The following is a 26,379-nucleotide window of genomic DNA, read 5'->3' on the forward strand; positions in this document are numbered from 1 at the left end:
CCCGTCGGCCCACAACGCTGCACCTGAGGTGAGCATGGATTACGAGAGCCCCCTGTTGAGCCGCCACGGCGCGGTCGCCGCATCCGGTCCCGACGCCGGGATCGCCTGGCACTACGGCGACCCGACGGCCGAGCAGCGCGCGCTGTCGCGCGGCGGGGCGGTGGTCGACCAGTCGCACCTCGGGATCGTCCGGGTCGCCGGCCCGGACCGGTTGAAGTGGCTGCACTCGATCACCTCGCAGCAGCTGGAGGGCCTGGCGCCCCGGACCAGCACCGAGCTGCTGGTCCTCTCGCCGCAGGGCCACATCGAGCATGCGGCGGGCGTCGTGGATGACGGCGAGGCCACGTGGCTGATCACCGAGCGCGAGTCGGCGCCCGGCCTGGCCGGCTGGCTCGACCGGATGCGGTTCACGCTCCGTGTGGAGGTCGCCGACGTCACCGACGAGTGGGCGGCGATCGGCGAGCCCGTCGCCGCGGAGGGCGCCGAGGGCGAGCCGGTGACCTGGCACGATGCGTGGCCGAACGTCCTGCCCGGCGGTACGCGCTACGGCCCGCCCGAGTCCGAGCACCCCGGTGCGACCCGCCCGTGGCGGCTCGTGCTGGTGCCGCGTGCGGACCTGGACGCCGAGGTCTCGGCACGTGAGGCGGCCGGCTGGCCGCTGGCCGGCACCTGGGCCACCGAGGCCCTCCGGGTCGAGGCGTGGCGCCCGCGGTACGCGCGCGACGTCGACGCCCGCAGCATCCCGCACGAGCTGGACTGGCTGCGGACCGCCGTCCACATCAACAAGGGCTGCTACCGCGGCCAGGAGACCGTCGCCCGCGTGCACAACCTCGGCCGGCCGCCGCGCCGGCTGGTCATGCTGCACCTCGACGGCTCCCAGCACCTGCTCCCCGAGCCCGGCGCCGAGGTGCGCCTCCCGGCGCCGGACGGCGGAGCCGGCAAGGTCGTGGGCACGCTCACCTCGATGGCCCGGCACCACGAGCTGGGACCCATCGGGCTGGCCGTGCTCAAGCGCAACGTGCCCGAGGAGGCCGAGCTCATGGTGGCGGGGGAGGTCTCCGGCCAGATCCTCGAGGTGTCGGCGGCTCAGGAGGTAGTGGTGCCGGGCGACGGCATGTCGGTCGACCGCCCCGAGTCGCACGGTCCGCTGACCCGTGGCCTGCGCGGTCCGGGCAGCCTGATCTGACCGCGTACCTGTCAGACGCGCACGCATGTGTCAGACGTGCAGGTCACTCCGCTGACCTGTACGTCTGACACCTCCATGGGGGTCTGACAGGTCGCCGGGCGGGCGGATGCGAGGATGCACCAGTGAGCTCACTGTCCGGCTCGGCCGACGAGATGTGGCGCAAGGCCATGCGCACGCTCATGCTGCGCACCCGGCTGCGCCAGGGCTGGACACGCGCGCGGGCGGGCCTGATCCCGATCGCCCAGGCCTCGCTCGCCGCCGGCGCCGCCTACCTGGTCGCGCGGTACCTGCTGGGACACGAGCAGCCCTTCTTCGCGCCCGTCGCGGCGTGGGTCCTCCTCGGGTTCTCCGCGCAGCGGGACGTCCGCCGGGTGTCCGAGATGGCCGTGGGTGTGGCGGTCGGCGTCGCCATGGGCGACCTGATCGTGCACCTCATCGGATCCGGCTGGTGGCAGCTCTCCCTGGTGCTCTTCATCTCCGCGATCGCCGCCCGGTTCATCGACCGCGGCGCCCTCCTCGTCACGCAGGCCGGAGTGCAGGCGATCATCGTGGTCGGCCTGCCCTCGGTCTCCGGCGGGCCGCTCGGGCGCTGGACGGACGCCCTGGTCGGCGGCGCGATCGCCCTCCTCGTCGCGCTGCTCACGCCCGGCGACACCCGGCGCCGTCCGCGGGCCCTCGCCGAGCAGGCGGTGACCGAGCTCGCCCAGACCCTGGAGACGCTCGCCCGTGGCCTGCGCTCGCGGGACGTCGACGACGTCCAGGCAGCCCTCGTGCGCGGCCGGGCCTCCGAGCCCGTGCTCGCCGAGTGGCAGGAGGCCGCGCGCGGGGCGCGTGAGCTCGCGCGGATCTCCGTGGGGCGGATGCATCGCGCGGAGCTCGCGCGGCTCGAGGAGCAGGCGGTGCTCGTGGACCGGACCATGCGTTCGGTACGGGTCATGGCCCGCCGCGTGCTCCCCGTCATCCAGGCAGACCACGACGTCGAGCCGGTGGCGGAGCTCGTCGAGGGCTTCGCGACCGGTGTGCGGCAGCTCGCGTCCGACGTCGGCTCCGGTGGTGACGGCAGGCGCGGACGCGACGCCCTGACCGCCGTCGCCGCGCGGGTGGACCCGCGGACCGTCGGCGAGGGCGACTGGCAGGTGCAGTCGCTGGTGATGCTGCTGCGCTCGCCCGTCGTCGACACGCTGGAGGCCGCGGGCGCCTCCCCGGGCGAGGCCAGGGACGCGCTGCCGGAGCTGTAGCCAGTGCCGTAGGCTCGCGGCGTGGGATTCTTGCAGTGGTTCGTCATGGCCGCACTCGCGCTCGTGGTCTTTGTCGTGCAGGTCGTCGCACTGATCGACGCCGCACGCCGACCGGACAAGGGCTACCGGGCCGAAGGGCGATTGCCCAAGGTCGGCTGGCTGGCGATCCTCGGGGTCGCCGCCGCACTCGGCTTCCTCGGGCTGCCGCAGGGCTGGCTCCAGGGCGGGTTCATGTTCGGCTCCTTCCTCAACATCATCGCGGTGGCGCCGGCGATCATCTACTGGGTGAGCCTGCGTCCCCGGCTGCTGCCGTACAGCTCGGGCAACCGGCCCCGCGGTCCGCAGGGCGGCTGGTGACCGCGCCGATGGAGACCGGGCGAGCGGGATCACCGATGACCCGGACCGGCCGGACGACGTCGGGCAGCGTGCTCGACGACGCCGCGCCGCTGGCCGAGGTGATCCGCGGCGACCTCGTCGAGTCCGTGCACCTGGGGCACCTCGTGGTGCTCGACCCTGCCGGCCGGCCGGTGATCCAGGTGGGCAACCCGACCACCCAGATCTGGGCGCGGTCGTCGCTCAAGCCGCTGCAGCTCGTGGCGATGCTGCGCGCCGGCCTGGAGCTGCCGGACCGCCTGCTGGCGCTGGCCGCGGCCAGCCACAACGGCGAGCAGTTCCATCTCGAGGGCGTGCTGCAGATCCTCGCCTCGAGGGGCCTCGGCACCGGCGCGCTGCAGAACACGCCCGACCTGCCGCTCTACCCGCCGGCCGCGCTCGAGTGGCACCTGGCGCCGCTGGGCGGCGGGCCGGGTCCGGCGTCGCTCGCGCAGAACTGTTCGGGCAAGCACGCCGCGATGCTCGTCACCTGCCTCACGCAGGGCTGGGACATCGAGACCTACCTGTCGCCCGAGCATCCGCTGCAGCGGGCCATCCGCGCGACCGTCCTCGAGCTGACCGGCGACGCCGAGGTGGTCATGCACACCACCGTCGACGGCTGCGGCGCACCCCTGTTCTCGACGACGCTGCTCGGCCTGGCCCGCGCGTTCTCGACCCTGGGCGCCGCGCCCACCGTCGACGTCATCTCCCACGAGGCGCGCGTCGGCCGTGCGCTCTCCGCGCACCCCGACATGGTGGGCGGCACCGGCCGCGACGCCACGCTCGCGATGGAGGCGGTGCCGGGCCTCGTCGCGAAGGACGGCGCCGAGGGCGTCTACGCCGCCGGGCTGCCCGACGGCTCAGCCATCGCGTTCAAGGTGCTCGACGGCTCCGCGCGGGCCCGTCCGGCGATCCTCGCTGCCGCCCTGCGCGCCGCGGGTGTGGCAGGTCTGCCCGGTGTGTACCCGGGCGGCCTCGACGGGCTTGGACGCGTGCCGGTGCTCGGCGGCGGCCGGTCGGTCGGCGAGGTCCGGGCAGTCTTCGCCGACGCGTACGAGGGTCGCCGATGAGGGCGGTCCTGCAGCGCGTCACGCGTGCCTCGGTGACCGTCGACGGTGAGGTGGTCGGCGCCATCGACAAGCCCGGCGTCCTGGCGCTGGTCGGTGTCACGCACGACGACGGTCCCGCCCAGGTCGAGACGATCGCCCGTAAGATCGCCGAGCTCCGGATCCTGCACGACGAGAAGTCGGTGGCCGACGTCAGCGCGCCCGTGCTCGTCGTCAGCCAGTTCACGCTCTACGGCGACGCCCGCAAGGGGCGCCGCCCGACCTGGGTCCAGGCAGCGCCCGGGCCGGTCGCGGAGCCCCTCGTGGACGCCGTCGTCGCGGCGCTGCGCGAGCGCGGCCTGACCGTCGAGACCGGACGCTTCGGCGCCGACATGCAGGTGGAGCTGGTGGGCGACGGCCCGGTCACGATCCTTCTCGAGGCCTGACCGGGCGCGTACCGGCTCAGCCCCGCAACGCCAGCACCGCCAGCTCCGTGCGGGAGCGCACCCCGAGCTTGCGGAAGACCCGCCCCAGGTGCACCTCGACGGTGCGGACCGACACGTAGAGGTTCGCGGCGACCTGCCGGTTCGTCCGGCCCTGCACCACCAGCCGCGCCACGTCGAGCTCACGTTCGGTGAGCAGGCCGTCCCACTGCCCGCACAGGTCCTCCTGCCCGGGGGCAGCCTGCCCGAGTCCGACCTGGCCGACGCCGCCGGCGGGCTCGTCCCCGTGCTCGTCCGGCGCCCGGCTCGCCGTCTCGCCCGCACCGGCGGGCACGAAACCCGGCGTCTTGAGGGCCTGTTCGGCGATGTGCTCCCAGGCCTTCGCCCCGGACTCCTCGAACAGCTCGTGGGCCCCGAGCAGGTGCGCCGCGGCATCCCCGGGCAGACCGAGGCGCGCGTAGGCGCGGGCAGCGACCAGCTCGGTGAGGCCGCGCTCGAACGTCGAGCCCACCCGCAGCGACGCCTCGACGGCCCGTTCGCGTGCCTGGTTGACGCCGGAGGCGTCCGCGAGGGCGAGCTCGGCCCGCGCCAGGTCGAGCCGGCGCCGTCGCGTCGGCCCGGCGGAGAAACCGCCCGCCGAGTCCGGACCCGCCGTCGGGAGGACGTGGAGCCGCAGGCGTTCGTGCGAGTGCCGGGCGGCCCGGTCCTGGCCCGCGAGCACGAGCAGCTCCACCGGGTCGGGGGTGGGCAGCCAGAGCCTGCGCAGCTCGTCCCCGCCGCGTTCGGCCGCGAGCCCGAGCAGGGTTGCCGCCTCGACCCAGCGGCCGTTGAACACCGCCGTCTGGGCGCGGTCGCCCAGCGTCGCGGCCCGCACGACGGGCGCCACCTGCCCGGGTACCGAGGCCTCCAGCGCGGCTGTCGGCCGGCTCAGGTGTCCCTCCCGGACCAGGTCGAGGCGCCGCGCGAGCGCTATGCCGAGCCCGCCGAAGGCGAGGGCGACGGGCAGGCGCTCGACGGCGTCGTCGAGCACCGATGCCGCACCGGTGACGTCGCCGAGGCGCAGCGCTAGGTACGACTGCGCGACGCGCAGGTGCGCCTCCGCGAGCGGCGTCATGGCGTCGGAGGGGCCGTCGAACCACCAGCTGGGCGGGCGTGCGGGAGCCAGCTCCGCGACCTCGCCGAGGACGGTCGCGGCCTCGCCGGGGGCGCCGTCGAGCATGCGCATCGTCTTGCGCGCGGCGGCGATCGCCGCGCGGTCGGCGCCGCAGGCGTCGCCAGGGACCACCGCGTCGGGCCGGCCGTCCAGGAGGGCCAGCGCGATGCCGAGCGGGCGCGCGGCGTCGGGCGCTCCTTCGGCGGGGGAGCCGGTGCCGGCGGCATGGGCGGCGCGGCGGAGGTGCGCGACGGCGTCGTGCACGTGCCCCGCCCAGAGCGCCGCCCGGCCGGCCACCGCGAAGGCGCGCGCCCGCACCTGGTCGGTGCCGTGGCTGGCGGCCTCGCGGGCCACCTCGTGCGCGCGGTGGACGTCGCCGCGCGCGAGATGCTGCTCGGCGAGCTCGACCAGCCCGTCCGCGAGCAGGGGATCACCCGCCAGCGTGCTGAGCGCCGTGTGCCACATGGCGACGAGCGGTTCGTCGGCCCTGCGGTGCACCTCCGCCAGTGCGCCGTGGGCGGCGGTGCGGGTGGCGAGGTCGGCGTCCTCGTGGACTATCGAGCGGATGCGCGGGTGGTGGAACCGGAACCGCCCGCCCACCAGATGCAGGTGCCGGCCGGCCGGCCCGGCCATGAGCGTGTCTATGTCGGTGCCCGACGCGGCGAGCAGGACCTCGGTGCGGTCTACCACTGCGACGGCGGCGACGAGCAGGACCCGGCGCGCGTCGTCGTCGAGGCCGAGCGGACCGACTGCCTCTCGGACCGCCCGCGCGGCGGGTAGCGGGTCCGGCATCAGTGCCGTCCCGAGGAGATGCTCGTCGTCGAGCATCCGGGCTGTCTGGTCCACACATCCAGGTTCGTCACCCACCACCCGGCTGAGCTCGCACGCGACGTGGGGTGCCACTGTGCGGTCGCCAAGGGGGAGCGGAAATACGACTTGCTGCGGCAGCGCGGTCATCGTCGACCCTCCCGGATTCGTTCACGGTGCTCGCAAGTATGGCCTCCGAACGTTTCACCCGCATCAACCTGAGGTCACGACTTTTGCTGCGAACCGCCGCCTGACCTGCCATCCTGCCCCGCTCCGACGGCGAGGTACCTGATACCGCACGAGGTTGTTTCGGAGGCGAAGGTTTCACCCCGTAACAACCTCGTGCAGTTCGCGCGGTTCCACTACGTAGTCCCATCGTGTGGAATTCCCTTATTTCCCATTAACGCAGGTTTCCTTACTTTTAGCGGAGCGCGACTTAGCGTGACCCGCCGTCACCGGATCGAAGACGACCGGACCAGAGAGGGAAGACGATGGACTCGACGTACGAACCGCCGTCAGGTATCAGCAGGACGGGCCGACGAATCCTCGCGGGGGTGGCCGCGCTCGCCGTGGCGGCCTCCGCCGCCGTGGCCGGCATCGGCCTCCGGGACGCGAACGCCGCGGAGAGCGAGGCCGCCTCCGCCGCCGGGACCTCCGCCATCAACGGCTTCCGCAGCGTCGGCTACTTCGCCCAGTGGGGTGTGTACGGGCGCGGCTACCAGGTCAAGCAGATCGACACGTCGGGCGTGGCCGACGAGCTGACCCACATCAACTACGCCTTCGCGAACATCCACCACCAGAACCTCGAGTGCTTCGAGGCGAACAAGGCGCAGAGCCCCGGACCCAACGGTTCCGACGGCGCGGGTGACGCCTGGGCCGACTACGGCATGGGCTACACGGCGGCCAACTCGGTCTCCGGCACCGCCGACTCCTGGGACCAACCCCTCGCAGGATCGTTCAACCAGCTCAAGCAGCTCAAGGCCAAGCACCCCGACCTCAAGGTCATGATGTCGATCGGCGGGTGGACCTGGTCCAAGAACTTCTCGCTGGCCGCCAAGACCGACGCCTCGCGCGAGAAGCTCGTGTCGAGCTGCATCAACATGTTCATCAAGGGCAACCTGCCGGTCATCGACGGCCGCGGCGGCGCCGGTGCCGCCGCAGGAGTCTTCGACGGGTTCGACATCGACTGGGAGTGGCCGGGCTCGCCGAACGGCGCCGAGGGCAACCACGTCGATCCGGTGAACGACAAGCGCAACTTCAAGCTTCTGCTCGCCGAGTTCCGCGAGCAGCTCGACGCGCTCAGCGCCCAGACGGGCAAGGACTACGAGCTCTCCGCGTTCCTGCCCGCCAACCCCGCGGACATCACGGCGGGCGGCTGGAACGACCCCCAGATCTTCAACTATCTCGACTTCGGCAACGTCCAGGGCTACGACCTGCACGGCGCGTGGGACACGGACCTGACCGGACACCAGGGCAACCTGCACCACGACCCGGAGGACCCGCGGGAAGCCGCACGGCAGTTCAGCGTCGACCTCGCGGTGCGGTCGTACACGGACGCGGGGATCGACCCCGCACAGCTCGGCCTGGGCCTCGCGATGTACGGGCGCGGCTGGACCGGTGCGCCGTCGTCCGACGCGTGGGGTACCGCGACCGGCCCGGCCTCCGGGCAGTGGGAGGCGGGTATCAACGACTACGACGTGATCAAGAACGTCGGGACGGGGTACTACGACGCCGCCCTCGGGGCCGCCTGGCGGCACGACGGCAGCACCTGGTGGTCGTACGACAACGAGCAGTCCGTCCGGGCCAAGGCCAACTACATCCGGGCAGAGGGCCTGGGCGGGGCCATGTGGTGGGACCTGTCGGGTGACCGGTCCGGCACCCTGACCGGCGCGCTGCAGGGCGTGCTCGGCACCGGGACGCCGGGACCGGTGGAGGGCGGCGGTCCGACGGATCCAACGGACCCGCCGGACCCGACCGACCCGCCGGACCCGACCGACCCGCCGGACCCGACCGACCCGCCGGTCGAGGAGTGCACCGCGGCGGCCTGGAGCGCGTCGGCCGTCTACGTGGGCGGGAACACCGTCTCGCACAACGGCCACGAGTGGCGCGCCAAGTGGTGGACGCAGGGCGAAGCGCCCGCGCCGTCCGAGTGGGGTGTGTGGCAGGACCTGGGCGCCTGCTGAGCTGAGCTGTCAGACGCTCCCGCAGTTGTCAGACCCCCAGGTCACTCGGGTGACCTGGGGGTCTGACACGTGCGCACGCGTCTGACATGTGCGCCGGTCGAGCCTGTCGAGACCGTTTTGTTGTACGGCGCGGGTGCAAGGACCCTGGTGGCCACGACAGAGTGTGGGGGTGGACGACAGCCCCGGCGCCCCGCAGGACGATCTGCCGCATGAACGGCTTCCGCACGACGAGGCCTGGTTCAGCGCCCTCTTCGACGCGCACTCGCGCGCCCTCTACTCCTACTTCGTCCGCCGGCTGCCCGACGGCGGCCGCGCCTCCGACGCCGAGGACCTCGCCGCCGAGGTGCTCGCCACGGCGTGGCGCCGTCGTGACGACGTGCCGGACGGCGCCGAGCTGCCGTGGATGTACCGGACGGCCGGCTACGTGCTGGCCAACCACCGGCGCAAGATGCGGGCGCTGCCCGTCGCGATCGTCCCCGACGAGCCGGACGACGTGGACCCCGCGACCTTCGCCGCCACCGACGACGCCGTCCGGCAGGTCCTGTCCCAGCTCTCCCCGCGCGACCGGCGCATCCTCCTGCTCGTCGCCTGGGACGGGCTGTCCGGGGACGATCTCGCCGGGGTGCTCGGGGTCTCCCGCGGCGGCGCCGATGCGGCGTTGTCCCGCGCGCGGGCACGGCTCCGCGACGCGTGGGACGCCCACGAGCAAGCGGTGGACGCATGAGCACATGTAGAGGGTGTGCGCGGTGCGCAGCCGAGCACTGCACGGAGGGACGGCGATGAACGAGCACGAACGGCAGGCGGACCCGGCGTTCGACCGCCTGGTGGCGGCGGACCCCGCGAGGCATGCGCCCGATCCGGTCCAGGGCGTGCTCCGGGCCAAGATGGAGGCGCTGATCGCCGAGCAGCCCGGGGCGACGAAGACGGAGCCCGCAGGGCACGAGCAGACGGACGAGCTCGCGCTGCGGCGCTACCGGCGTCGGACGCCGTGGCTGGTCGCGGCCGCGGTGGCCGGCATCGTCGTGGCGGGCGGGGGTGGCTATGTGGCGGGGGAGTCAGGGACCGCTCCCACCCAGGCGTCGGACATGACGGCGGAGAGCGGCACGGGCGAGGCCCTCGACGGGCCGTCGGTCATGGCCGAGACGGGCGAGGGCACGGACGACGGCACGGGCGAGGCGGAGACCGAGGCGCTGCCTGAGAGCTCGAAGGCGCTCGATGCCCGGGGCGACCTGCCGGCGGCGACCGGGCTCGTGTTCCATGCCGGCGCCGGGCTGTCGGACACACCGACGACGGCTGAGGTGCGTGTGGCCGGGGGCTCCAGCGAGAGCCTGGGCTCCTACCCCGTGATCAGCGAGGTGAAGGCCGTCGAGCGGCTGGGTGACCCGAGGTTCGCCGGCACGGTGCTGGGGAATACCCAGCAGGAGCCGCAGGCGGAGGCCGGCCCGGTGACCGAGCCTGTGCCCGGCGGGCCGCTCGCCTGGCCCGTCGAGGACGTGACCATCCGCTCCGCGGCCCTCATCGACGTGCGCTACACGCTGCCCGACGGCACCGTGCTGCTCGTGCCCGCCTACGACCTCACCGACGACGACGGCAACAGCTGGACCGTCATGGCGGTGGACGAGGAGCTGCTCGACCTAGCACCGTGACGCGACCGCACTCCGGGCGTCATAGGGTCGGGCACGCAGGGATCCGAAACCTCACAAGGAGTGCAACCATGGCAACACGTACCGCCCGCACCGCTTGGAACGGCACCTTCACGGAGGGGTCGGGACAGGTCGAGCTGTCGTCGTCGGGCGTAGGGACGTACGACGTCTCCTGGCCGGCGCGCATCGCCGACCAGGCCGCCGGCGTCACCAGCCCCGAGGAGCTTCTCGCGGCGTCGCACTCGTCGTGCTTCACCATGGCGTTCACGAACGAGCTGGGCGGGGCCGGCGCCACGCCGGAGCAGATCGAGGTCACGGCCGACGTGACCCTCGGGCCGGACCCGGCCGGCGGCGTCCGCATCACCAAGAGCGCCCTGACGGTGCGCGGGTTCGCGACGGGCATCGACGAGGCGGGCTTCAAGGCCGCCGCGGAGGCCGCCAAGGCCGGCTGCCCGATCTCGAAGGCCCTCACGGGCGTGGACCAGATCACGATAGACGTCACTTTCGAGGGCTGACCCCCTTCTCCGTTGAGTGCTGGGTATTTGTTGGTTTCGCAGCCAGAAACCCGCAAATACCCAGCACTCAACGGCAGGTCGGACAGGTGTGCGGCTCGGCTCTTTGTGGTGCAAGAATCGCTGGGTGCCCTCGCAGACCCACGACGCCCCGTCCCGGAACGGTATGAACGACGACGAACGCGCTGCGCACCGCTCGACGGGCCACACCGCTGACGCCGCCGAGGCCGCCCGCGCGGCCCGCGAGAAGGCCGAGGCCCGCGCCGCCGAGGAGGCGGAACGCCGTCGCGCCGAGAGCGAGGAGCGGCGCAAGGCAGCTCGTCGCGAGGCGGACCATGCCGCAGAGGCCGCGCGTGAGGCGGTCGCCGGCGCGCTGCGCACGGCTATGGACGGCGCCGTGGACATCAGCACGCGGCGGCGCGCCGAGTACTCCACCGACGCGTCCAACTACCGGGTGGTCCCCGAGGGTGTGGTCTTCCCGGAGACGGTCGACGACGTCGTCGCGGCGCTCGAGGTGCTGCGCGAGCTCAAGGTCCCGATCACGGCGCGCGGCGCGGGTACGTCCGTCGCCGGTAACTCGGTGGGGCCCGGCGTCGTGCTCGACCTGGGGCGCAACCTCAACCGGGTGCTGAGCATCGACCCGGAGCGCCGCACTGCGCGGGTCCAGCCGGGCACGATCATGTCGACCCTCCAGGCGGAGGCCAGGCCCCACGGCCTGCGCTTCGGGCCCGACCCGAGCACCCAGAACCGCGCGACGCTCGGCGGCATGATCGGCAACAACGCGTGCGGCCCGCACGCCGTCGCCTACGGGCGCACCGCCGACAACGTGGTCGAGCTCGACGTGATCGACGGCGCCGGGCGCCGGTTCACCGCGGGCTCCGGCGACCCGGAGTTCGCCGACGTCCCCGGTCTCAAGGAGCTCGTCCGGGACAACCTCGCGCTGATCCGCACGGAGTTCGGCCGGTTCGGCCGGCAGGTCTCGGGCTACTCGCTGGAGCACCTCCTGCCCGAGAACGGCTCGAACCTCGCCCGCGCCCTGGTGGGCACGGAGGGCACGCTCGTCACCGTCCTGGAGGCCGAGCTCAACCTGGTGGAGACGCCGGGCGCGCCCACCCTCGTCGTCCTCGGTTATCCCGACATGCCCACCGCCGCGGACGACGTCCCGCGGCTCCTCAGCCACAAGCCGCTCGCGATCGAGGGGCTGGACGCGCGCCTGGTCGACGTCGTCCGGCGCGCCAAGGGCGCGGAGTCCGTCCCGGCGCTGCCCGACGGCGCGGGGTGGCTCATGATCGAGGTCGGCGGCTCGTCGCAGGCCGAGGCCCTGGGGCGCGCGGACGCGATCGTCGCGTCCGCGACGGCGCTGGACTCCGTGGTGCTGCCCGCAGGTTCGGACGCGACCAAGATGTGGCAGATCCGGGCCGACGGCGCCGGGCTCGCCGGCCGCACGCCCGCGGGGGAGCAGGCGTGGCCCGGCTGGGAGGACTCGGCGGTGCCGCCCGAGAAGCTGGGTCCGTACCTGCGCGACCTGCAGACGCTCATGGACCGCTACGGCGTCGACGGCCTGCCGTACGGGCACTTCGGCGACGGGTGCGTGCACCTGCGGATCGACATCCCGCTGGAGACGTCGGGTTCGGTGCTGCGCACCTTCATGATCGAGGCGGCGGAGCTCGTCGCCAGCTACGGCGGGTCGCTGTCCGGCGAGCACGGGGACGGCCGCGCCCGGTCCGAGCTGCTGCCGCTCATCTACTCGCCCGAGGCGATAGCGCTGATGGAGCGGTTCAAGGCCCTGTTCGACCCGAAGGACCTGCTCAACCCGGGCGTCGTCGTGCGGCCGCGGGCCGTGGACGACGACCTGCGCCGCCCCCAGGCCGCGCCCGTGCGGACCAAGCTGCCGCTCGCGGGCAAGGGCTCGGGGCACGGCGTCCGGCGCAAGGCCGGGTACGAGGGGTTCTCGTTCGCGCACGACCACAACGACCTGTCGACGGCGGTGCACCGCTGCGTGGGCGTGGGCAAGTGCCGCGCGGACACCTCGGCGTCGGGCGGCTTCATGTGCCCGAGCTACCAGGCCACGAAGGACGAGAAGGACGTGACCCGCGGTCGCGCCCGCGTGCTGCAGGAGGCGGTGAACGGGACCCTCGTCGGGGGCCTCGCGGCACCCGAGGTGCGGGAGTCGCTGGACCTGTGCCTGTCCTGCAAGGCGTGCTCGAGCGACTGCCCGGCCGGCGTCGACATGGCGCAGTACAAGTCGGAGGTGCTGTACCGGACCTATCGCGGCAAGCTGCGGCCGGTCGACCACTACGCCCTCGGCTGGCTGCCGCGCTGGGCCCGGCTCGCGGGCGCCGTCCCCGAGCTGGTCAACGGCCTGCTGGGCGTGAAGTGGATCGGCAAGGCGGTGCTATGGGCGGGCGGCATGGACACCCGGCGGTCGATGCCGAAGTTCGCCGAGGTCCCGTTCCGGCAGTGGTGGGCACGCGGCGGCGCGACGCACGGCGTCCCGGGGCTGCCTGTGGTGACCGACGACGGGCTCGGCGTGCCGGGCCGCGAGGGCGCCACGGCGGCGCGGCTCGCCACCAAGCCCAAGGTCGTGCTCTGGACCGACTCGTTCAGCGACGCCCTCTCGCCCTCGGTCCCGCAGGCGGCGGTGAAGGTGCTGACCAAGGCCGGGTACTCCGTGATCGTCCCGGACGAGCAGGCCTGCTGCGGCCTCACCTGGATCTCGACCGGCCAGCTCGACGGCGCCCGCCGCCGGCTGCTCAAGCTGCTCGAGGTGCTCGGGCCGTACGCGGTGAACGGCATCCCGATCATGGGGCTGGAGCCGTCCTGCACGGCGGTGCTGCGCTCCGACCTGCTCGACCTGTTCCCGGACGACCCGCGCGCCCAGGCGGTCGCCCGCATGACGCGGACGGCGGCGGAGCTGCTGACCTCCGACGACGTGCCCGACCAGTGGGAGATGCCGTCGCTGGCGGACGTGTCCGCCGTCGTGCAGCCGCACTGCCACCAGCACTCGGTGATGGGGTTCGAGGCGGACCGCAACCTGCTCGAGAAGGGCGGGGCGAAGGTCGAGGTCCTCGCGGGCTGCTGCGGCCTCGCCGGCAATTTCGGCATGCAGAAGGGGCACTACGAGACGTCGGTGGCGGTCGCGGAGAACGCCCTGCTGCCCGCGCTGCGCGACGCCGCCCCCGGGACCACCTACCTGGCCGACGGCTTCTCCTGCCGCACCCAGGCGCTGGACCTGATGGGTGTGGAGGGCAAGTCCCTGCTGGAGGTCATCGCGGACCGGCTGTAGCGGGTCAGCGCGGACGGAGGCTGCCGACCTCGTCCCGGATGAGCTCGCGGATCGCCTCGTGGTCCTCCAGCGGGAACAGGTGCTTCGGCAGGACGCAGACCGCCGTCGACAGGCTCCGGCCGGCCACGAGATGGAACCTCGACCGGGTCTCGACGGCCCGCCGGACCAGGGGCCAGCCGTAGGACACCGACGTCTCCTGGCCGGTGCAGGTGATCCGCTCGTCGTCGATCCGGACCGTGGCACCGTTCCGGAACGGGGAGGTGCGTGCCATGTGCCAGGCGAACAGGTCCGGGATCCATCCGAGCACGATGCTGAGCCCGATGAGGGGCAGCCATCCGGTCGCGAGCAGGTAGCCGTCGGCCCCGGACTCGCTGCTGAGGTAGGTCAGCGTGAGGGCGGCCAGCAGGACGATCGCGGCGAGCCCGTGGAACGCCCACAGGAGGGGCATCCGCAGCAGGCCCTCGCGGTAGTCCGCCGTCGTCAGGTGCAGGTCGGCCTCGAAGACGCGTCGGGACGAGACATCGGCGGCTGGTTCGGTCACGCCCGGAGTCTGGCACGGTCGACCGGTCGGTGTCCGCTTTAGGGGCACTCCGCCCCAGGTGGGAGGCATATCCACCCGGCGGGTGATCCGCGCGAAGGGGTCCGTCGACAGGATGGGAGCACAGCCCAGATGAAGGAGACTCCCATGGAACGCACAACCCGCCGGGCGGCACTCGCCCTGAGCGCGGCGCTGGCGCTCGCGGCACCGCTGGTCGTCGCAGGCTCCGCGCACGCGGCGAGCACCGACCGGACGACTCCCGCCGCCGACGTCCCCGACACCGTGTCCGCGATGGTGGCCGACGCCGCCCGCCAGGCCCAGCGCGAGGTCGCCACGAACCGGACCCTTGCGCGAGGCGCGCAGGCACCGGCCGGCGCCGCGCTCGACGCAGCCCTCGACGACCTCGTTGCGGACGGGGCGATCGCCGTGACGGCGCGCGTCGAGAAGGGTGCGCGGACCTGGAGCGGGGCCGCGGGAACCCGGGAGCGCGAGGGCCGGGCGAAGGCCAGGTCGTACGACCGGTTCCGGGTGGCGAGCAACACCAAGCCGATGATCGCGACGCTCGTCATGCAGGAGGTCGAGAAGGGCACCTGGACCCTCGACACCCCCGTCGAGGAGGTGCTGCCCGGCGTCATGCCCGCCGGCGTGACCATCGAGCAGCTGCTGAGCCACCGCTCGGGCGCTCCTACCGCCACCGACTGGATCCTCATGTCGCGCGCGGCCGACCCGTCGTCGTTCACCTCGGTCTTCTCGGTGATGGGCCAGGAGGTCACGGATGCCGACCACATCGAGGCGCTGCAGTCCGCGCCGTGGGTCGGCGAGCCAGGGGCCAAGTACTCCTACTCGAACGCAGGCTACGTGGTGCTGGGCATGATGCTGGAGGAGGTCACCGGGCGCAGTGTCGAGCACCTGCTGGAGCGCCGGGTGTTCGCCCCGGCCCGGATGTGGCAGAGCGCCTACCCGGACGACCCGGGCGTGCGCGGGCCGTTCCTCCACGAGTCGGCGTACACAGGCCCGGCGGAGGCCGGCTGGTACGACCTCGACCACTGGGACCCGAGCCTGTTCGCCGCGGCGGGCGCCGTCACCAGCACCACCGAGGATCTCGCCGACTTCACCGAGGCCCTGGTCACGGGCCGGCTGGTCGACGCGGAGACCACCGCCGACATGCTGGAGCCCCGCACCGTGGGCCAGGCGGACGCCCCCGAGTACGGCCTGGGCGTCTACCGCGTCCCGGACCCGTGCGTCCCCGGCGGCTGGCTCTACGGCCACGACGGTGCGTCGTTCGGCACCATCTCGATCAACCTGACGTCGCCCGACGGCGCGCGGCAGGTGTCCGTGGGCATCACCGGACGGGACCTCGTCTACCCCGCGCTGACGGACGAGCCGCTGTACGACCCGAGCGAGCTCCTGGTGGGGATGATGCAGGCCACCTGCTGACGGGTGCTCAGCGGGTGAGGGACAGCTCGAACCCGGCAGGTCCGCCGTCGGTGAAGCTGGTTCTCCAGTGAGCCCGACGGCGGCCCTCGTCGCCACGCGGGTAGACCAGGCCGGCCTCTCGCGCGGCGTTCTCTACGCCGCGCATGGTGGCGCCGGTCCCCGCGGGTACCGGCGCGTGCCGAACCCAGGTGCCGTCCCGGAGGTTCCAGACCTCGCAGCGGCTCAGCTCGGCCCGGGGGCCGTGCCATACCCGCAGCATGACGACGGAGCCGGGTGCGGTGTGGACAGCGGTGGCGAGCTGGGCTGCCAGCCAGGACATCGACGTCCTGTCGATGCTCCTGGGGAGCAGGGAGTGCAGGACGGCGACGGCGCCTTGCTGAGCGATCGTGCCGGTGACCTCGTCAGCGGCATCCCGCACGCTCGGCGCGGCATGCCCCATCGCCACCGCGCGGGCGGCCCACCGAAACATCTCCACGTCGTTGGCGCCGTCGCCCACCGCGACCGTGGCCTCGGGCGGGATACCGAGGCGGATACGGAGTTGTTCCAGGGCGGTGGCCTTGCTCGTCCCAGGCGCTGTCGAATCCGCCCAGTCGGGACCAGCGGGGGTGACGGTCGCTCCGGTAGCGCGCAGCGCGTCCAGCAGACGGCCGATGTCGGGAGCGTGGACGGCGATCCGAGTCGCGGGCGCGGCGCACAGGTCGGTGACCGGTGTCTGCTTCTGTTCGCCGTTGAGCAGCCCCTCAGGGAACACCCGGTTGACAGCCCAGCCCCAGCCGACGTCTTCGACGCCAACGTAGGCGCGCGGTGCCAGGGCCAGGACGCGGTGGATCACGGAGCCAGGGTCGAACCGGCGGGCACCCGCGATCACGTAGCCCGTCGGGACCGCGGGATCCAGGCGGACGGTCAAGGATCCGTTGGAAGACACGGCGTACGCCTCGACCAGACCTAGCCGGATCGCCACCGGCATCAGACCGACCAAGGACCTGCCCGTCGCGAGAACCACCTCATGCCCCGCTGCCCGGACCAGGTCCAAGGCATCGACGGTCCCGGCGGGGATCTTCCGGTCCTGGCCCAGGAGCGTGCCGTCGATGTCGAGGGCAATCAGGCGTCGGATCAGGGGTTGCGGCAAGTTGGGCGGGATCAATCGGGCCGCGTCTGAAGCAACATCCATGCCGGACTTCGGCCGATCAGAAGCGCGCAGCATCTCGCTGCCCTGGAACCCAGTCCCCATCACATCCCCCTTTGCGGACCCGGCGAACGAGATGGACGCATCGCACGCGTCAGCGCTCTCTCCACATGCCGGTCTGGCGACGGTCGCCGTCCTGCCCCGCCAATGCTTCTGGTTGGGCGTGGACAGCACATCGACACTGCGGGACATCTACCGACATCTTCACGACAGGGAACTGTCCAGGGACGTCGAGGGGTGTCTACGCTGTCGGAATGGTCAATGAACGACTCCGCCGCGCGATGCACCGCGGGGGACTCGACATGCAGTCCCTCGCTACAGCCGCTGACGTGTCGATGAAGTCGGTCGAGCGGTGGCTCAGCGGCTCGGTGCCCTACCCGCGCACTCGCTACCGGGTCGCGGCCGTCCTCAAGGAGGACGAAAGCTACCTGTGGCCCGAGGCCGTCAACGGCGCGTCCCTCGCAGGTGCGGAAGTGGTCGCGACCTACCCCCGCCGTAGCGACGTGCCACGGCACCTGTGGACCGAGCTGCTCCGCAGCTCCGAACGGGACATCGACCTGCTCGCGTTCGCCGGGCTGTTCCTGACCGAGGAGCACCCCGACTGGATACCTACCTTGGCCGCCAAGGCAGAACAGGGAGCACGAGTACGGATCCTCCTCGGCGACCCGAACGGCGCACAGCTCGCCGCCCGGGACACCGAGTACCGCATCGGTGGCGGCGTCGCCGGCCGGGTCGCCGCCGTGAAGGCCTACTACGAACAGCAGATGCCCGACCAGGTCGAGATCCGGTTCCATGACACCCCGCTGTACAACTCCATCTACCGGTTCGACGACGAGATGATGGTCAACACCCACGTCTACGGCGTGCTGGCCGCCTACACGCCGACCCTGCATCTACGCAGGATCGACGGTGCGTACTTCAACACCTACGTCGAGTCCTACGAACGGGTCTGGGCATCAGCGCGACCCGCCGAATCCCTGGCGGAGTCCACATGAGCAAAGGCACCCGCAGGATCGACTACTGGCACGACCCCGCCGCGCCCAAGCCCACCAGCCGCAAGACCTCCGCCTCGGTCTTCGTGCGCAACGACGACGGACACCTGCTGCTGCTCAAGCGGGTCGACAACGACCTGTGGACCATCCCCACCGGCGGCGTCAAGAAGGGCGAGACCGTCGGGCAAGCGGGCGTGCGCGAATGCCTTGAGGAGACCGGCCTCGAGGTCGAGGTCACCGGCCTGGTCGGAGTGTTCTCCACCCCCGACCACGTCATCGTCTATCTGCACGGCGACAAGGTCGACGAGGTGCGTCAACCCATCAACATCTGCCTACGCGCCCGCCTGATCGGCGGACAGATCACACCCGAACCCTCCGAAGCCGCAGAAGTGCGGTGGATCGACCCCGCTGACCTTGACGACTACCCGATCCACCCAGCCCTCCGTCACCGGATCGACCACGGCCTGAGCTCAACAGAGCCCTACGTCAGTTGAGGCCGACGTCGACCGCGGCAGCGTGCTGATCGGACCTGGAGCCCGGCCAGGCCATCACTCGAGCCACTCGGTCTCGAAGCGTTCGTTCGCGTGGATGTGTACCGCCTCGTAGAGGTCCGCACCCAGGGTCTTGAACTTGTGCGGCACCATCGCCTCGACCACGAGGATCTGGCCGCCGACGGCCTGGATCTCCTCACCGGCCACGGTGAACAGCACCCGGCCGGACCGGATCACGAACGTCTCGGAGTAGGGATGCCGGTGCAGTCGTGGCCCGAATCCGTCCTGCGTGACCCGCTCGAAGATGACGGACACCTCCGAACCGTGGAGGTATCCCTCGAAGTTGCTGTGCGGCAGCGTCGCCTGCTCGATCGCCTGGAGAGTCATGGACTCAGGCTGGTGGGCGTGCCGCCGCGCAGCAACAGGATTCGCTGGTCGCCGAACGTAGGGCTGGTCGCTTCATGAACGCTGATGGAGCAACCACTCCTACGTTCGACCGGAGGAGAATGCGCGCATGGAATTCCAGGACGTCGTCCGCAAGCGCCGGATGCACCGCAAGTTCACCGCCGAACCCGTGTCGGCGGAGGCCGTCGACCGGATCACCCGCAACGCCGTCCGCGCCCCCAGCGCGGGGTTCAGCCAGGGGTGGGCGTTCGTGGTGCTGGAGACGCCGGAGGACCGTGACCGGTTCTGGGCGGCGTCGACGCCGGAGACCTCGGAGCGGTCGGAGCGTGACATGTCGGCCTGGCTCACGGGGATGCGGACCGCCCCGGTGATCGTCCTCGCGCTCGCGTCCAAGGCTGCCTACCTGCGGCGGTACGCGGAGAAGGACAAGGGCTGGGAGGACCTCGACGAGGCCCGCTGGCCGGTTCCGTTCTGGCATATCGACGTCGGCATGGCGTCACTGCTGATGTTGCAGACCGCCGTGGACGAAGGGCTGGGTGCGTGCTTCTTCGGTGTCCCGCCGGAGCACGTGACCGCGGTCCGGGGCGAGCTCGGCATCCCCGACGAGTTCGAGATCACCGGCGTCGTCGCGATCGGGCATCCGGCGGACGGCGGGGCGAAGGGCTCGCCCACCCGCCGCCGCCGGAAGCCCGAGGCCGAGGTGATCCACCGAGGCGGTTGGTGAGCCAGACGGCCGGCGTGTCAGACACACAGGTCACCCGAGTGACCTGTGTGTCTGACACGCCGGCGGGTCAGGCGTTGTCGAGGCGGGCGCGCGTCTCCTCGTCGAGGACCAGGTCTGCCGCGCCGAGGGCCTCGTCGAGCTGCGCCACGCTGCTCGCGCCGAACACCGGGATCACCGGCACCTCGCCGCCCAGCAGCCAGGCGAGCGCCACCTGGTTCGGCGTCGCGCCGATCTCGGCGGCGACGGCGCGCAGCACCGCGATCCGTGCCCGCGACCCCGCATGGTCCGACCCGTCGTAGAGCGACTTGTCGTCCCGCGTGAACACGCCCTGGTGCAGCGGCGAGTACGCCATGACGGTGAGTCCGGGGCGGTCGGCGGTGCCGGTTGACCGCGCGTAGTCGAGCAGCTCGGCCGTCGCCCAGTTGGTCCGGATCGGCTGCGGCCGCGGGTACACGTAGCTGTAGGACTGCTGGACGGCGCCGTAGGGCGCGACGCCGAGCCGTGCGGCGGTCTCCCGCGCCTCGACGACGCGCCACAGCGCTACGTTCGAGATGCCCGGGATGCCGACGATTCCATCAGAGACCAGCTTGCCGAACGCGGCGACCGTCTCCTCGAGCGGCGTGTCGCGGTCGTCGACGTGCCCGTACAGCACGTCGAGGTGCTCGATGCCGAGGTGGCGCAGGCTCTCGCGCGCCTCCCGGTCGACGGTCGAGGCGCTGAGCCCCTGGTAGTTGGTGGGCGGTGTGTTCGACAGCGGCAGGTTCGGGTCCTTCTTCGCCGCGCCCAGCTTGGTCGCGATCCGCAGGCCGTCGCGGTTCCCCCGCGAGGCGAGCCAGCGGCCGAGCACGTCCTCGGAGTCGCGGCCGTGCCCGCCGACCCATGCGTTGTAGTTGTTCGCCGTGTCGAGGAACGTGCCCCCGGCCTCGACGAACCGGTCCAGGATCGCGAACGACGTCTCCTCGTCGGTCCGCGTTCCCATGAACATCGTGCCAAGGCACAGCGTCGACACCTCGAACGCGGTTTGCCCGTTGTCCAGCGTGCGGTACTGCATGGTGTGCTCCCTCTGGCTGCTTCGTCCCCGGGCGCTCCCGCCCGGTGCTCACCACGCTAAGCAGCAATCGGCCTGGTGCTACGGTCCAATGCCATGGCGGCAGACCAGACCAATTCCGCGGACGATGTGCTGATCGCGCTCGCGCCCGGTCCGGGCGCGCTGCGGCACCGGCTGGAGCAGGCGATCCTCGAGAGCATCGCGTCCGGCCGCCTCACGCCCGGCACGGCGCTGCCGCCCAGCCGGGCGCTCGCCGACACGCTCGGCATCTCGCGCTGGGTGGTCACCGAGACGTACGGGCACCTGGTGAACAAGGGGGTCCTCGACGCGCGGACGGGCTCGGCCACGCGGGTCGCGGCGTCGGCGGGGAATGCGTCGCTGGTCGCCCTTCGACAGACTCAGGATCCGCTTGCCGAGACCCGGTTTCGACAAGCTCGACCAGCGGGGGCAGCTCAACCGACGGTCGGGGGCATCGGGCTGGAACGCGCCCCGCGCCGGGCGACGCACGACCTCGCACCCGGGGTGCCCGACCTGCGGCACGTCCCCCGCGAAGCCTGGCTGCGTGCCGCACGCGACGCGCTGGCGGCGGCGACCAACGAGGACCTGGGCGGGCAGCCGGCCGGCGGGCACCCGGCAGCGCGCGAAGCGGTGGCGACACACCTGCGGCGCGCGCGGATGGCCGCGGGGCCGGACCGCGCGGTCCTCCTCACACGGAGTGCCACCGACGGGATGTCGCGGATCGCCGCCGCGCTGGCCGACGCCGGCCACACCCACCTGCTCGTCGAGGACCCGAGCTGGGCCCCGCTGCGCGACGTCGCGGCGGCCGCCGGTCTCGTGCCGGTCCCCGTCCCGGTCGACGACGCCGGCATCTCCACCGACCGGCTGCGCACGGAGGCCGCCCGCACGGGTGCCCGGGCGGTGCTGCTCACCCCCGCGCACCAGTTCCCGCTGGGCGCGGCGCTCTCGGACGACCGCCGCGCCGAGGTCCTCGCCTGGGTGCGGGAGGTGGACGGGCTCGTGATCGAGGACGACTACGACGCAGAGTTCCGCTACGACCGCAGGCCGGTGCCGGCCCTGCAAGGGCTCGACCAGGAGCGGGTGGTACTGCTCGGCGCGACGAGCAAGACGCTGTCACCGGCGTTCGGGATCGGCTGGATGGTGGTTCCGGAACGGTGGCGCGCCGCGGTGCTGGGCGTGTCCGTGCGTCGCGGCCCCACGCCCGGTCCGGCAACGCTGGACCAGCTGACGCTCGCACGGTTCGTCGCGGACGGCGCCTACGCGCGGCACCTGCGTGCGGCCCGCGCCCGCTACGCCCGACGCCGGTCCGCGCTGCTGACCGCCCTCGACGACCAGCTACCCGGCGCGCGGGTCGGCGGGATCGCCGCCGGCATGCACGTGACCGTGGACCTGGCGGGCCTCGACCTGCCGGGGGTGGATCCGCGAGGTATCGACGCCGCCGCCGTCGCCCGCGAGGGCGCCGCCCGGGACGTCGCGCTGGTCGACCTCCGGCGGTACCAGGCCGCGCCGCCGGCCAGGTCGACGGTGCTCGTGATCGGCTACGGCAACCTGGCCGACGCGCGCCTGGAGGAGGCGGTCCGGAGCCTGCGTGCGGCGGTCGAGGCCGCCGCACGCTGACTGGTCCCGGCTCTGCGGAAACTACAGCAGACCGGGCACCTGTTGACCGACGGCGGTGCGAACTTCATCCGGGAGCTGCGACCAGTCGTCGGCAGTGTCCAGGTCGACGGCGGTGCCGGGCCGGTGCACCACCGTCACCTCCAACCCGTGCGCCTCTGCCTCCACGACGTGCGCGGCGAGCGAACCGATCCCGAACCGGAACCGGAAGCCGCCCGCCCCGGAGGCCTCGGACGCCTCGAAGACCCCGGAGGGCTGGGAGTCGAGGAGCAGGAGGTTGGTGCCGGCCCGGTAGCGGTCCGTAGCGATCACCACCGGTGCACCCTCGGCGAGGAGAGCCGCGACATCCTCCGGGGTGAGGGCAGGCAGGTCGGCGTGCGCCACGAGGAGCGGCCCGGAACCACGCGCCGCGAGCACCTCGCGCGTGTGCTCGAGCGCCCCGTTCAGACCCGGCCGGTCTGCGGGCTGCTCCAGCACCTCGACCTCGAGCCCCGCCAGCGTCTCGCGCGTGAAGACCGGGTCGGCGGTCACCACGACCACCCGCCCGATCCCGTCGGACGCGAGCAGCGTCGTCACCACGTGCCGGGCGAGCACCCGGACGAGCCGCCGCCGTGAGTCGACGTCGAGCACCGCGGCCAGCCGCGACTTGCCGGAGACGCCGTCGCGGAGCGGCACCACCGCCGTCATGTCCCGGCCGGACCGCCGGACGCCCGTCACACCAGGGCCAGCAGCTCGCGGGCCAGGCGCTCGCGGCCGGGTGGGCCACCCATGACGGTGTCGGTGACGTGCACGGTCAGGCCGAGGTCGGCGACGGGGCCGGCGAGGGCCGCGTCCCGCTCGTCGATGACCATGACGTCGACCAGGTCCGCGTAGATCCGGGCCACGCCGAGTGCGGAGACCTCGTGGCCGAGCGTCTCCAGGATCTGGGCGGCCGGGCCCTTGATCGCCTGGCCGCCCACGATCGGGCTCACCGCCACCCGGCGGCCGGGCGCGGTGGCCAGCGCCTCACGGACCCCCTGCACCGCGAGCAGCGGCTCGATCGACAGGAACGGGTTCGACGGCGCGAGCACTACCAGGTCCGCCGCCAGCGCGTCGAGCACGCCGGGGGCCGGGTGGGCGGCGTCGGCCCCCTCGAAGTGCAGGCCGAGGACCGCGTCGGCGTGCTGCCTGCCCACGAAGTACTCCTGGAACCCGAGCCGGCCCGACGGGGTGTCGACGAGGGTGGCGAGGTGGTCGTCGGTGACGGGCACGATGCGCGGCCCGACGCCCATCGACGCGGCGAGGTGCGCGGTCACCGCCGACAGCGGTTCGCCGCGGCGCAGGCGCTGCGTTCGGACGATGTGGGTGGCCAGGTCGCGGTCGCCGAGCGTGAACCAGGTGTCCTCACCGAGGTCCTTGAGCGCCGACAGGGTCGCGTACGACTCGCCGCGCAGCCCCCAGCCGCGGTCCTCGTCGTTCAGCGCGGCGAGGGTGTAGACGACCGTGTCGATGTCGGGGGAGATGGCGAGGCCGTGGAGCTCGGTGTCGTCGCCGACGTTCACGACGACGGTGAGGGCTTGCGGCGAGGTGCCGGTCTGGGCTGATGTGCTGACGGGGGCCGCGCCGAGCGCGAGATCGAGGCCGTGCGCGAGCCGCGCACCGCCGACCCCGCCCGCGAGAAGGGTGACGTTCACGCGTCGAGCCTACGTGTGGGGGCAGACTGGGTACATGGCTGTCTTCGCGTTCTCCGTCGCCCCCATGACCGCAGGCGAGTCCGTCGCCGACCAGGTCGCCGAAGCCGTGCGCATAGTGCGGGAGTCCGGCCTCCCGAACCGGACCACCTCGATGTTCACCGAGATAGAAGGCTCCTGGGACGAGGTGATGCCGGTGATCCAGCGCGCCACCGACGCGGTGGGCCGCGGCGGGCACCGGGTGTCGCTCGTGATCAAGGCCGACATCCGCCCCGGTGCGGCCGACGGGCAGATCGACAGCAAGATCGCCCGCGTCGAGGAGCGGCTCGCGGCCGACCAGTCAGAGACCGGGCACTCCTGATCCCTGGGGTCCGGTTCGCCGACCTGTTCACCAACCCTGCGTGAACATTTGTCAGGAGTTATTGACAAGCCCCGACTTTCCGGGACCCTTGTGCCTATGACTCTGACAGAAGTTAACGTCAACAGACGGGGCTTCCTGCGCGGCGCGGCCTTCGGCGCCGGCGCGCTCGTCGTCGGGCCGGCCGCCGTCGGCCTGCCCTCGGCACAGGCGGCTACCGCCCCGGCGACGGCGACAGGCAGCGCTGCCTGGACGCCGTTCGTCGACTGGTACACCTCGAACGTCCCGCCCAACGTCACCGCCGACACCAACGCCGTCGTCCAGGCACTGTCCGGGATGTCGGAGCTGTGGCAGACCGGCGGGGCGTGGAACACCGGGTTCGCCCTGTCCCCGAGGGTGCTGCAGGACAACATCCGGTACGTCGTCGACGTGACGCGGCGCCGTACCGACGAGGAAGCCAAGCAGTCCTTCGTCTACGACCGCAGGCACCAGAGCTACTCGGTCATCGCCGGTCTCGGCCCGTTCGCCGAGGCGTACCGGACGGGCTCGCTCGCCGTCACCTCCATCACCACCGCCCCGGACGGGACCCCGCCCACCAAGATCGACGACGCGGTGCCCGCGGGCGCGCCGGCGGGGTCCGCGATCGGTGCGGGCTCGACCACCTCCGAGCTCGGCGAGATCGTCCGGCTCGTGAACACGGTGCGTGGCAACTACTCGTCCGGCAACCACGGCAAGGCGGCCTACCAGTACCCGCGGCCGTGGCGGATGACGGACCGGAGCACCGTCGTGGACACGGGCCGGGTCGACGACCTCGGCTACCCGGTCTACGAGTCCCGCGTGGTGGTCGCGCCGCAGCTCCTCCGGCAGCGCAGCACCGATCCGACGACGGACGGCGGCTTCCCCAGCGGCCACACCAACGCCGCCTGGCTGGCCGCGCTCGGCTTCGCGTACGCGGTCCCTGAGCGGTTCTCCGAGCTGATGGTCATGGCGGCGGTGCTCGGCGACAGCCGGATCACCGCCGGCATGCACTCGCCGGTGGACGTCATCGGCGGCCGGGTCATGGCCACCGCGCTGGCCGCCGCGATCCTCGCCGACCCGGTCAACGCCGAGCTGAAGGCCGCAGCCCGCTCGCGGGCCGTCGAGTACTTCACGGCCGTCACCGGTACCAGCGACCTGTACACCGCCGCCCACACCGGCCCGGACGAGTACGGCGACCGGGCGGCGAACCAGAAGCAGATCCGTTCGTCGCTGACCTACGTCCTGCGCCGCCAGGGCGGGTACTCCACCGACCTCGAGGTGCCGAAGGGGGCGGAGGTCCTGCTCGAGACGCGCTTCCCGTACCTGACCCCGGCCCAGGTGCGCGACGTGCTGCGCACCACCGCGCTACCGTCCGGCTACCCGATCCTGGACGGGCCCGAGCAGTGGGGGCGCCTCAACCTGTTCGCCGCCGCCGACGGGTACGCCCGGTTCGACCGGACGGTCACCGCCGAGCTCGACACGGCCCGGGGCGGCCTGGCCGCGCAGGACACCTGGCGCAACGACATCGACGGCCGGGGTGGCCTGGTCAAGACCGGCACGGGCGTCCTCACGCTCGCCGGCTGCAACACCTACCGCGGCGGCACGGTGGTCCGGGGCGGCACCTTGGTGGCGGGTTCGGCCGACAGCCTGGGCCGCGGCGCGGTGGCCCTCGAGCAGGGGACGACCCTGCGCTCGAGCCTCGCGACGACCGTCGAGGTGCGGGGCACCGTCGAGATCGCCCCCGGTACGACTCTCGAGCTGACCGGCGACGGAAGCCGGCAGGGCGGCCGCCACACCGTCCTGCGCGCGTTCCGGGTGGCGGGCAGGTTCGCCCAGGTGCTGGTCGACGGCCGTCCGGCACGGGCGTCCTACCTGGGCGGCAGCATCGTCGTCCAACTCTGACGCTGACCCGGCTGCGCCGTCCTGAACCCGCTTCAGGACGGCGCAGCCGACCCCGGAGACCGCACCGCGCTCGTGATAACTGTCACGACACCTTCACCGGCGTGTTTCC

Annotated in this window: 24 protein-coding genes; 17 read left to right on the forward strand and 7 right to left on the reverse strand. The window is 72.6% G+C overall.

What is annotated here, in order from left to right:
- The first annotated feature begins 34 nt into the window (after positions 1-34).
- The 5 genes from ygfZ (at position 35) to dtd (ending at position 4,288) form a co-directional block, all read left to right on the forward strand.
- Positions 35-1,186 carry a CAF17-like 4Fe-4S cluster assembly/insertion protein YgfZ gene (gene ygfZ / locus ACFO6V_RS23350; RefSeq protein ID WP_377140123.1) on the forward strand — a complete coding sequence of 384 codons (1,152 nt, stop codon included), beginning with the start codon at positions 35-37 and terminating at the stop codon, positions 1,184-1,186.
- A gap of 122 nt (positions 1,187-1,308) precedes the next feature.
- A complete protein-coding gene (locus ACFO6V_RS23355) occupies positions 1,309-2,424 on the forward strand; it encodes an FUSC family protein (RefSeq protein WP_377140125.1) in 1,116 nt (371 codons plus the stop codon).
- A gap of 21 nt (positions 2,425-2,445) precedes the next feature.
- Positions 2,446-2,781, forward strand: coding sequence for a DUF2516 family protein (locus tag ACFO6V_RS23360; RefSeq protein ID WP_377140127.1), 336 nt, complete (start codon positions 2,446-2,448; stop codon positions 2,779-2,781).
- Positions 2,782-2,816: 35 nt separating this feature from the next.
- Positions 2,817-3,866 (forward strand): asparaginase, encoded by a 1,050-nt coding sequence (locus tag ACFO6V_RS23365; protein WP_377140129.1) that lies wholly within the window; start codon positions 2,817-2,819, stop codon positions 3,864-3,866.
- Positions 3,863-4,288, forward strand: a complete 426-nt coding sequence (gene dtd / locus ACFO6V_RS23370; protein WP_377140130.1) for a D-aminoacyl-tRNA deacylase — start codon at positions 3,863-3,865, stop codon at positions 4,286-4,288. Before ACFO6V_RS23365 ends, dtd begins: the two co-directional genes overlap by 4 nt.
- Positions 4,289-4,304: 16 nt before the next feature.
- Here dtd and ACFO6V_RS23375 read toward each other — a convergent pair whose 3' ends face one another.
- Complete coding sequence (locus tag ACFO6V_RS23375; protein WP_377140133.1) at positions 4,305-6,284, reverse strand: helix-turn-helix transcriptional regulator; 1,980 nt, start codon at positions 6,282-6,284, stop codon at positions 4,305-4,307.
- Positions 6,285-6,736: 452 nt separating this feature from the next.
- Between ACFO6V_RS23375 and ACFO6V_RS23380 the strand changes: the two genes are divergently transcribed.
- The 5 genes from ACFO6V_RS23380 to ACFO6V_RS23400 all read left to right on the forward strand — a co-directional run bounded on the left by ACFO6V_RS23380 (position 6,737) and on the right by ACFO6V_RS23400 (position 13,869).
- A complete protein-coding gene (locus ACFO6V_RS23380) occupies positions 6,737-8,428 on the forward strand; it encodes a glycosyl hydrolase family 18 protein (protein ID WP_377140136.1) in 1,692 nt (563 codons plus the stop codon).
- A 169-nt stretch (positions 8,429-8,597) separates the two neighbouring features.
- Positions 8,598-9,152: an RNA polymerase sigma factor gene (locus ACFO6V_RS23385; RefSeq protein WP_377140139.1), complete on the forward strand. Its 555-nt coding sequence runs from the start codon at positions 8,598-8,600 to the stop codon at positions 9,150-9,152.
- Positions 9,153-9,207: 55 nt separating this feature from the next.
- Positions 9,208-10,074 carry a hypothetical protein gene (locus tag ACFO6V_RS23390; protein WP_377140142.1) on the forward strand — a complete coding sequence of 289 codons (867 nt, stop codon included), beginning with the start codon at positions 9,208-9,210 and terminating at the stop codon, positions 10,072-10,074.
- Positions 10,075-10,142: 68 nt separating this feature from the next.
- The gene (locus ACFO6V_RS23395; RefSeq protein WP_377140145.1) at positions 10,143-10,586 is read left to right on the forward strand and encodes an OsmC family peroxiredoxin; all 444 of its coding nucleotides are present in this window, start codon (positions 10,143-10,145) and stop codon (positions 10,584-10,586) included.
- Positions 10,587-10,968: 382 nt separating this feature from the next.
- Positions 10,969-13,869 carry an FAD-binding and (Fe-S)-binding domain-containing protein gene (locus ACFO6V_RS23400; RefSeq protein WP_377141144.1) on the forward strand — a complete coding sequence of 967 codons (2,901 nt, stop codon included), beginning with the start codon at positions 10,969-10,971 and terminating at the stop codon, positions 13,867-13,869.
- A 4-nt stretch (positions 13,870-13,873) separates the two neighbouring features.
- Here ACFO6V_RS23400 and ACFO6V_RS23405 read toward each other — a convergent pair whose 3' ends face one another.
- Complete coding sequence (locus tag ACFO6V_RS23405; RefSeq protein WP_377140148.1) at positions 13,874-14,410, reverse strand: YcxB family protein; 537 nt, start codon at positions 14,408-14,410, stop codon at positions 13,874-13,876.
- A gap of 144 nt (positions 14,411-14,554) precedes the next feature.
- Between ACFO6V_RS23405 and ACFO6V_RS23410 the strand changes: the two genes are divergently transcribed.
- Positions 14,555-15,844 carry a serine hydrolase domain-containing protein gene (locus tag ACFO6V_RS23410; RefSeq protein ID WP_377140151.1) on the forward strand — a complete coding sequence of 430 codons (1,290 nt, stop codon included), beginning with the start codon at positions 14,555-14,557 and terminating at the stop codon, positions 15,842-15,844.
- A gap of 7 nt (positions 15,845-15,851) precedes the next feature.
- On the opposite strand, the gene ACFO6V_RS23415 is transcribed toward ACFO6V_RS23410, so the two are convergent.
- The gene (locus ACFO6V_RS23415) at positions 15,852-16,973 is read right to left on the reverse strand and encodes an HAD family hydrolase (RefSeq protein WP_377140154.1); all 1,122 of its coding nucleotides are present in this window, start codon (positions 16,971-16,973) and stop codon (positions 15,852-15,854) included.
- Positions 16,974-17,284: 311 nt separating this feature from the next.
- Between ACFO6V_RS23415 and ACFO6V_RS23420 the strand changes: the two genes are divergently transcribed.
- Positions 17,285-18,025, forward strand: a complete 741-nt coding sequence (locus tag ACFO6V_RS23420) for an XRE family transcriptional regulator (protein WP_377140157.1) — start codon at positions 17,285-17,287, stop codon at positions 18,023-18,025.
- Positions 18,022-18,516 carry an NUDIX domain-containing protein gene (locus tag ACFO6V_RS23425; RefSeq protein WP_377140159.1) on the forward strand — a complete coding sequence of 165 codons (495 nt, stop codon included), beginning with the start codon at positions 18,022-18,024 and terminating at the stop codon, positions 18,514-18,516. The genes ACFO6V_RS23420 and ACFO6V_RS23425 overlap by 4 nt, the downstream gene beginning before the upstream one ends.
- 54 nt (positions 18,517-18,570) lie before the next feature.
- Here ACFO6V_RS23425 and ACFO6V_RS23430 read toward each other — a convergent pair whose 3' ends face one another.
- Complete coding sequence (locus ACFO6V_RS23430) at positions 18,571-18,900, reverse strand: cupin domain-containing protein (protein ID WP_377140162.1); 330 nt, start codon at positions 18,898-18,900, stop codon at positions 18,571-18,573.
- Positions 18,901-19,027: 127 nt separating this feature from the next.
- Here ACFO6V_RS23430 and ACFO6V_RS23435 point away from each other — a divergent pair, with 127 nt between their 5' ends.
- On the forward strand, positions 19,028-19,642 hold the full coding sequence (locus tag ACFO6V_RS23435; protein WP_377140165.1) for a nitroreductase family protein: 615 nt from the start codon (positions 19,028-19,030) through the stop codon (positions 19,640-19,642).
- Between the two features lie 67 nt (positions 19,643-19,709).
- Here ACFO6V_RS23435 and ACFO6V_RS23440 read toward each other — a convergent pair whose 3' ends face one another.
- Positions 19,710-20,693 carry an aldo/keto reductase gene (locus tag ACFO6V_RS23440; RefSeq protein WP_377140168.1) on the reverse strand — a complete coding sequence of 328 codons (984 nt, stop codon included), beginning with the start codon at positions 20,691-20,693 and terminating at the stop codon, positions 19,710-19,712.
- Positions 20,694-20,786: 93 nt separating this feature from the next.
- Between ACFO6V_RS23440 and pdxR the strand changes: the two genes are divergently transcribed.
- Entirely contained in the window at positions 20,787-22,325 is a 1,539-nt protein-coding gene (gene pdxR, locus ACFO6V_RS23445) for a MocR-like pyridoxine biosynthesis transcription factor PdxR (protein ID WP_377140171.1), read from the forward strand.
- A 21-nt stretch (positions 22,326-22,346) separates the two neighbouring features.
- Here pdxR and cofC read toward each other — a convergent pair whose 3' ends face one another.
- Positions 22,347-23,039 (reverse strand): 2-phospho-L-lactate guanylyltransferase, encoded by a 693-nt coding sequence (gene cofC, locus ACFO6V_RS23450; RefSeq protein ID WP_377140173.1) that lies wholly within the window; start codon positions 23,037-23,039, stop codon positions 22,347-22,349.
- The gene (gene cofD, locus ACFO6V_RS23455) at positions 23,036-23,995 is read right to left on the reverse strand and encodes a 2-phospho-L-lactate transferase (RefSeq protein ID WP_377140176.1); all 960 of its coding nucleotides are present in this window, start codon (positions 23,993-23,995) and stop codon (positions 23,036-23,038) included. Before cofD ends, cofC begins: the two co-directional genes overlap by 4 nt.
- Positions 23,996-24,029: 34 nt before the next feature.
- Here cofD and ACFO6V_RS23460 point away from each other — a divergent pair, with 34 nt between their 5' ends.
- Entirely contained in the window at positions 24,030-24,353 is a 324-nt protein-coding gene (locus ACFO6V_RS23460; protein ID WP_377140179.1) for a thiamine-binding protein, read from the forward strand.
- Positions 24,354-24,449: 96 nt separating this feature from the next.
- Complete coding sequence (locus ACFO6V_RS23465) at positions 24,450-26,270, forward strand: phosphatase PAP2 family protein (RefSeq protein ID WP_377140181.1); 1,821 nt, start codon at positions 24,450-24,452, stop codon at positions 26,268-26,270.
- The last annotated feature ends 109 nt before the right edge of the window (positions 26,271-26,379 follow it).

This window comes from Promicromonospora alba (assembly GCF_042654905.1).
Lineage (GTDB): Bacteria > Actinomycetota > Actinomycetes > Actinomycetales > Cellulomonadaceae > Promicromonospora > Promicromonospora alba.

Excerpts from the sequence above, each read along its gene's own strand:
- ygfZ (WP_377140123.1), top strand. The coding sequence starts at position 35 with ATGGATTACGAGAGCCCCCTGTTGAGCCGCCACGGCGCGGTCGCCGCA.
- ACFO6V_RS23365 (WP_377140129.1), top strand. The coding sequence starts at position 2,817 with ATGACCCGGACCGGCCGGACGACGTCGGGCAGCGTGCTCGACGACGCC.
- dtd (WP_377140130.1), top strand. The coding sequence starts at position 3,863 with ATGAGGGCGGTCCTGCAGCGCGTCACGCGTGCCTCGGTGACCGTCGAC.
- ACFO6V_RS23380 (WP_377140136.1), top strand. The coding sequence starts at position 6,737 with ATGGACTCGACGTACGAACCGCCGTCAGGTATCAGCAGGACGGGCCGA.
- ACFO6V_RS23390 (WP_377140142.1), top strand. The coding sequence starts at position 9,208 with ATGAACGAGCACGAACGGCAGGCGGACCCGGCGTTCGACCGCCTGGTG.
- ACFO6V_RS23395 (WP_377140145.1), top strand. The coding sequence starts at position 10,143 with ATGGCAACACGTACCGCCCGCACCGCTTGGAACGGCACCTTCACGGAG.
- ACFO6V_RS23400 (WP_377141144.1), top strand. The coding sequence starts at position 10,969 with ATGGACGGCGCCGTGGACATCAGCACGCGGCGGCGCGCCGAGTACTCC.
- ACFO6V_RS23410 (WP_377140151.1), top strand. The coding sequence starts at position 14,555 with ATGGAACGCACAACCCGCCGGGCGGCACTCGCCCTGAGCGCGGCGCTG.
- ACFO6V_RS23420 (WP_377140157.1), top strand. The coding sequence starts at position 17,285 with ATGGTCAATGAACGACTCCGCCGCGCGATGCACCGCGGGGGACTCGAC.
- ACFO6V_RS23425 (WP_377140159.1), top strand. The coding sequence starts at position 18,022 with ATGAGCAAAGGCACCCGCAGGATCGACTACTGGCACGACCCCGCCGCG.
- ACFO6V_RS23430 (WP_377140162.1), bottom strand. The coding sequence starts at position 18,900 with ATGACTCTCCAGGCGATCGAGCAGGCGACGCTGCCGCACAGCAACTTC.
- ACFO6V_RS23435 (WP_377140165.1), top strand. The coding sequence starts at position 19,028 with ATGGAATTCCAGGACGTCGTCCGCAAGCGCCGGATGCACCGCAAGTTC.
- ACFO6V_RS23440 (WP_377140168.1), bottom strand. The coding sequence starts at position 20,693 with ATGCAGTACCGCACGCTGGACAACGGGCAAACCGCGTTCGAGGTGTCG.
- pdxR (WP_377140171.1), top strand. The coding sequence starts at position 20,787 with ATGGCGGCAGACCAGACCAATTCCGCGGACGATGTGCTGATCGCGCTC.
- ACFO6V_RS23460 (WP_377140179.1), top strand. The coding sequence starts at position 24,030 with ATGGCTGTCTTCGCGTTCTCCGTCGCCCCCATGACCGCAGGCGAGTCC.
- ACFO6V_RS23465 (WP_377140181.1), top strand. The coding sequence starts at position 24,450 with ATGACTCTGACAGAAGTTAACGTCAACAGACGGGGCTTCCTGCGCGGC.